We start from the raw sequence: 6,658 nt of genomic DNA, 5'->3' as shown, positions 1-6,658 counted from the left end.
TTTCGTAAACGGGGTTTTATCCACCAAAAAAGAGGCGACCTCAGACCTGCATTAACAGGATGAACAGTTTAATGCATCATTAAACCGCTAGACCCCATTTTCATTCATTGCGGTGTCTGACAGGACATGGGGTTTCGTATACATCGTTGCAATCGATCCGTCCTCTGGGGTAAATACCTACTTTCGCAAAGATTGTTGCTTTTTTAACCAGTCTATAAACTGTGATATAGCTTTGTTTCGGGCATCATTTCGTATATATTTGATGGAAATCAACGTGAAATGGGAGATTTCCATCAAAAATCAGGTGAAATAGCCACACTGTATACGAAAAGAGCCATAAATAATAACGAAAAAAGGAACAGAATCCAAGATAGATCACAGTTTAAAGTCGAGTACGAAAAGCAATTAACTTTGTGAAAGCAGCCCTTAGAAAAGGAATGATTTTCAATTTTAAAAATAGTTTCCTATCATTCTTAATTCAATCAAATTATTCAAAATACCGCTTAGACAATGAATAACAACTGAGATTCTCTCTAGCAAAAAAACAACCGAGAATATAACCCATCGGATTATATTCTCGGTTGTTTGCAAAACTAATTTTTATTCGTTATTTCATTTATCTATTCCCTTTAACATAAGGGGTTCCTAATGCTTTTGGTGCGTCAGCACGTCCAATAAATCCGGCTAATGCAAGAATCGTTAACACATACGGTGCAATTAGTAGATAAACATTCGGAATGTTTTCTAATAATGGCAAGCTATTTCCAATGATACTTAAGCTTTGTGCGAATCCGAAGAATAGCGCAGCTCCTAAAGCACCAAGAGGATGCCATTTTCCAAAGATTAAGGCAGCAAGAGCCATGAATCCTTGACCATTGATTGTAGCATGATAAAAGTTTGGAGATAAAGCTTGAGCATAAACTGCTCCTCCAATACCTGCTAGCGCCCCAGAAAGAACAACGCCAATATAACGCATTTTTATTACATTAATCCCCATTGTATCGGCTGCCATTGGATGCTCACCTACTGAACGAAGACGTAGTCCAAATGGTGTTTTAGTTATGACAAACCAAACCAGAATCGCCACAGCGATTGCTAAAAATGGAGGTGCATATGTGTTAGAGAAAAAAATCTCCCCTATGACTGGAATATCACTTAGAAATGGAACATCAATTTTCCCAAAAGTTTCAGTAGCATCATCCGTTTGTCCTTTTCCATATATCATTTTGACAAGAAAGAGAGTTAAACCTAATGCTAACAGGTTGATCGCGACACCAGATACGACTTGATCAGCACGAAACGTAATCGAAGCAACCGCATGTAATAGGGCGAACAGTCCTCCTGCAACCATAGCTACAAGTAATGCAATCCATGGAGTTGCGTCACCTAGTTGATCTGCAAAACTAAGATTAAAGACAATACTAGAAAAAGCACCGATGACCATTAGTCCTTCAAGACCTATGTTGACAACACCAGAGCGTTCTGAGAACACTCCACCTAGAGATGTGAAAATAAGAGGTGATGCTGCGATTAAGGTTGATGGAATGACAATTGCTAAAATATCAATGATCCCCACTTATTTCACCTCCTTTTTATTAATACGTTCAATAAACCAACGAATCATATAGCTTGAAGCAACAAAGAATATAATAAGAGCGATAATAATATCAACCAATTCATTCGGAACACCTGCTTGCAACGGCATGTTTAGCGCTCCTTGTTTCAAACTTCCAAATAAGATGGCCGCTAAAATAATTCCAATAGGACCATTGGCACCTAGTAAAGCTACGGCGATCCCGTCAAAACCTGTTCCTGTGAACCCACCTTTAATGGATGCATACTCAAATGTACCTAGACCTTCCATCGCTCCTGCAAGACCGGCGAATGCACCTGAGATGACCATTGAAAGGATTATGTTTTTGTTCACATTCATTCCTGCGTAATTAGAAGCGTGTTGGTTAAATCCTACAGAACGTAACTCATAACCTATTGTTGTTTTTTCTAAAACAAACCACATCATAAACACGCAAATTAATGCAATAACAATTCCCCAATGTAAACGAGAAAAATCAGTAAGGGACTCGAGCCACTCTGATCGTAAAGAGGCTGTTGCTAGTACTTTATCGGTACGATCACCATGATCAGTCAACACATTCTTGATGATGTTATTAGCGATATGAAGAGCGATATAATTCATCATAATTGTAACGATAACTTCATGAACACGAAATCTTGCCTTTAACAACCCGGGAATAAATCCCCAAAGTGCTCCAGCTAGTGCAGCAGCTAATACAGCTAAAGGAAGATGAATTAATTTTGGTAAATCAACGGCAGTCCCTACCCAAACGGCAGCAAGCCAACCTACGATTAGCTGTCCTTCTACCCCGATATTGAATAAACCAGTTCGGAATGCAAACGCTACGGATAATCCTGCTAAAATCAGAGGTGTTACTAGACGAACAGTTTCCCCTACATAATAGACTTCACCGAATGCTCCCTGCCACAAAGCCGCAAAAGCATCAAATGGATTATAACCTGAAATGACCATAATTAATGTTCCTACCAGTACACCCAATACTACGGCGATCAGCGGAACGATGATATTGACGAACCGTTTAGACACTTTGGACACCTACTTTCTCTTTTGACTCCCCAGCCATTAATAGGCCAAGTTGCTGCTCTGTCGTTTCTTTTGGATCTACGACCGCGACGATCTCCCCTTCATATATAACAGCAATCCGATCACTTACATTAATAATTTCATCTAACTCAAAGGATACGAGAAGAACCGCTTTTCCTTGATCACGTTGTTCAATTAACCGTTTATGAATAAATTCAATCGCTCCAACATCAAGACCACGAGTAGGTTGCGCAGCAATTAATAAATCTGGATTACGGTCCACTTCACGACCGATGATCGCTTTTTGCTGATTTCCACCTGAGAGGGCACGAGCTGGCGTAAACTCACTAGGTGTTCTCACATCAAATTCTTTAATAAGACTTCTCGCCTGATCGTAAATCTCTTTGTAATTTAAAACACCCGATTTAGAAAATGGTTTTTGATAATAAGATTGTAGTACCATATTTTCACCTACTGGGAAGTCGAGCACAAGACCATGTTTGTGGCGATCTTGCGGGATATGAGCAATTCCTGCTTCGGTAATTTTCCGCGGCTTTGCATTGGCAATATTTTTTCCATTTAGTTTTATACTACCGGCATCACTTTTCGTAAGTCCAGTAATTGCCTGAATGAGTTCGCTTTGACCGTTACCATCTACACCAGCAATCCCAACAATCTCACCAGCACGCACCTGTAAATTCAAATTTTTAACAGATGGAATTCCTCGAGAATCTTTAACTGATAACCCTTCAATTTGAAGCACATCATGCTTTGGAACAGAAGGAATTTTTTCAGTAGTAAACGTTACGTCACGACCAACCATTAAGCTTGCAAGAGCGTTAGGGTCCGTTTCAGAAACATTGACAGTCCCAATCCCTTCTCCCTTACGAATAACAGTTACTCTATCGCACACTTCCATAATTTCTTTTAATTTGTGGGTGATCAAAATAATTGATTTTCCTTCTTGAATAAGCGTTTTCATTATTTGGATCAATTCTTTAATCTCTTGAGGAGTCAGTACAGCTGTTGGCTCATCAAAAATAATGATTTCGGCCCCACGATACAAGGTTTTTAATATCTCCACACGTTGTTGCATTCCGACTGAAATATCGGAAATTTTAGAAGATGGATCTACTTTTAATCCGTATCGTTCTGAGATCTCTCTCACTTCGTCTTCAGCCTTTTTGATGTCAACCGTAGCAAATTTTTTCGGTTCACTTCCCAGAATGATATTCTCTGTAACGGTAAACGTGTCAACTAACATGAAATGTTGATGAACCATACCAATTCCAAGTTCATTCGCAATATTTGGATTTGTGATATTCGCCGGCTTTCCCTTGACTCGAATTTCACCTTTTTCAGGTTGATATAAACCGAAGAGAACATTCATAAGGGTCGATTTACCTGCGCCATTTTCACCTAATAAGGCATGAATTTCGCCTTTTTTCAGTTGCAGAGTTATATTATTATTCGCAACTATTCCTGGAAACTCTTTGCGGATATTTAACATTTCGATAACATAGTCCATGGTTACTCCACTCCTCACCTAATTGAATAGGAAAATATAGTTAATTGTAAGAGGTCAGACAACATATAATAAAAAAATGAGGGTTTCCCCGTAAAAAACTAAGTGAAAGATAGAATATGCTTCTACGTTTCAATTAATCGTTTAAAAAGGAGGGAATAAGGAAGTTTACTTCCTTATTCCCTTTTCATACTTAGTTTGCTGAGAACGTTTCTAATTCAGCACGAGTACCCGGTACTGTGATATCACCGTTCTTGATTTTTTCTTTCCACTCATCAACAGCTGTAAGAATATCTTCTTTGTTTTCTACTTCTTCGTTAAGAGGAGCAAGTCCTACTCCATCTTCAACTAATCCATAAGAGATAACTTCTCCACCTGGGAATTCATCGCTCATAGCCTTCTTCGCTACGTCTTGAACCGCTAAGTCAACACGTTTTAAAGATGATGTTAAGATGACGTTCTTTTGCTCTCCATCGATATCTACTTCACCTTCAGCAGTTTGATCTGAGTCAACACCGATAGCCCAAATCATACGAGATGGATCTTTTTGTTTTAAGTCTTTAGCTTCTTTGAATAATCCTTTACCAGTACCACCTGCTGCATGGAAGATTACATCTACCCCAGAAGAATACATAGATGAAGCAATTGGTTGTCCAAGCTCAGGCTTATTGAAATCTCCTGCATACTTCACATCAACTTCAGCTTCTGGATTAACCGCTTTAACTCCTGCAAGGAATCCTGATTCAAAACGCTCAATAACGTCGATTTCCATTCCACCGATAAAACCAATTTTATTAGATTTTGTCGCTAGTCCTGCCGCAACTCCTGCAAGGAATGAACCTTCTTGCTCTTTAAACGTAATACTAGCTACGTTATCTTGCTCTACTACAGCATCCACGATACCAAATTTCACTTCAGGACGTTGTTCTGCAATTTCATTGACAGCGTCCATCATTAGGAACCCAATTCCGTAAACTAAATCAAAATCTTGTCGTACTAATGTATTTAAGTTTGTTGAATAATCAGCATCATTTTTTGATGTAAGGTAGTCGTAACCACCAGTACCTTTTTCCAATGAATTTTCATCACCAAATGCTGTTATACCTTCCCATGCAGATTGGTTAAATGATTTATCATCGATTCCACCTACATCGGTTACCATGGCAACGGAGAACTCAGATTTCTTTTCTTCATTATCATTGGAAGCTGTGCTTTTGTCATCATCTTTAGATCCACAAGCACCTAAAATTGTTCCTGCTGCTAATACAAGTGATAAAGCTAAACCAAATTTACGTTTTTTCACGATCAAATACCTCCTAGGTAATATGAATAATAATTAGTAGTCATGCGTTATTGTCAGCTTTTCTGCTAGATTCGTTTTCGTAAAACATGAAAGCTGAATTTGTCTGCGCGAAAGTAATTGACTGAGTAAAGAATCGGTTCATCTTTTTCATCATAGTGCGTTTGTTTTAAAACGAGAAGTGCTGTCTCAGGCTCACAATGGAGTATGGGTGAAATTTTCTCGTGATACCCGATCGGTTCAATATGAGCAACCGCATACGCAATTGAGACATTTCCTTCCTTCTCAAGTCCTACTAATAACGACTCATTTTCATGAATCATTTTTTCTGGAATGATGTATGCAGGAATTTTATCAATACAATATACGATTGGCTCTCCGTTTGCTGTACGAACCCTATCAATCACGGCCATTTCTTCATTCTCTGAGCATGTAAACCGGCTAACATCCTCTTCGGTAGCTACTTGGGTAGTTGAACTTAAGAAAATAGTCCCAGGCGTCATACCAGCTTGTTTGATCATATTGGTTACACTATTAAGCTGTTCAATTCCTGATGTGAACAGCGGTTTAGCGTTAACAAAAGTACCGACGCCATGTCTTCGGATTATGACATTTTCTTCCTCTAGAATTCTCAAAGCCTCTCTTAACGTAGCTCTAGAAACACCTAGCTGTTTCGACAAATCAAATTCCGAAGGAAGTTTTTCCTTTTCGTTGTAGATGCCTTTTTCAATGTCTTTTTTTAATCGGTCAATGACTTGCAAGTACAAATGCCTTGTATCTGTTCTAATCGTCAATAGGTACCACCACCATACTTTCTTAAGACATCAGACCACTGATGAATTCATTCCTACTAATCGAAAATACTATAACACTTTTCTATTGATAAATAAATAGAATTTAGAGTTTTTGTCGAAAAAACATGAAAATTAAAATATTCCCAAAATTCAATTCGAACAAATAGGAAATTAGTAGGAATGAAAGGGATTTCAATCCAGCGATTCCGTCTCGTAAAACGCTTTCATTTTTAATGTTCAAAATCCTCTCTACTCATCCCCCTCCCTGCTACTTTTGTAAGCGTTTTTAATAGTATAGCATAATAGTAGTTAAATTGGATAGATGTCTGACGTCTATTGGGTGAACTTTCCTTGAACTTTTATTTTTTTCTTATTTTAACGAGATTCAGGACTTTTGTCTACCTTAAAATTTTCCTGTT

Annotated in this window: 5 protein-coding genes; all 5 read right to left on the bottom strand. The window is 38.3% G+C overall.

Annotation, left to right across the window (positions count from 1 at the left end; genetic code table 11):
• Window positions 1–616 precede the first annotated feature (616 nt).
• Window positions 617–1,576: an ABC transporter permease gene (locus U8D43_RS08625; protein ID WP_335870779.1), complete on the bottom strand. Its 960-nt coding sequence runs from the start codon at window positions 1,574–1,576 to the stop codon at window positions 617–619.
• A complete protein-coding gene (locus U8D43_RS08620) occupies window positions 1,577–2,623 on the bottom strand; it encodes an ABC transporter permease (protein ID WP_335870778.1) in 1,047 nt (348 codons plus the stop codon). It abuts the gene before it with no gap.
• Complete coding sequence (locus tag U8D43_RS08615) at window positions 2,616–4,148, bottom strand: ABC transporter ATP-binding protein (protein ID WP_335870777.1); 1,533 nt, start codon at window positions 4,146–4,148, stop codon at window positions 2,616–2,618. The genes U8D43_RS08620 and U8D43_RS08615 overlap by 8 nt, the downstream gene beginning before the upstream one ends.
• Window positions 4,149–4,338: 190 nt before the next feature.
• On the bottom strand, window positions 4,339–5,448 hold the full coding sequence (locus U8D43_RS08610) for a BMP family lipoprotein (RefSeq protein ID WP_335870776.1): 1,110 nt from the start codon (window positions 5,446–5,448) through the stop codon (window positions 4,339–4,341).
• 65 nt (window positions 5,449–5,513) lie between these two features.
• Complete coding sequence (locus U8D43_RS08605; RefSeq protein WP_335870775.1) at window positions 5,514–6,239, bottom strand: GntR family transcriptional regulator; 726 nt, start codon at window positions 6,237–6,239, stop codon at window positions 5,514–5,516.
• Window positions 6,240–6,658: the final 419 nt, after the last annotated feature.

Origin of the sequence: Bacillus sp. 2205SS5-2 (assembly GCF_037024155.1) — a bacterium.
GTDB lineage: Bacteria > Bacillota > Bacilli > Bacillales > Bacillaceae_K > Bacillus_CI.
Note: the sequence above shows the minus strand (reverse complement) of the source record. Positions and strands in the feature narration are given on the sequence as shown.

What these genes read in the sequence shown, in the direction of transcription:
- U8D43_RS08615 (WP_335870777.1), bottom strand. Translation starts at nt 4,148, where the DNA reads ATGGACTATGTTATCGAAATGTTAAATATCCGCAAAGAGTTTCCAGGA.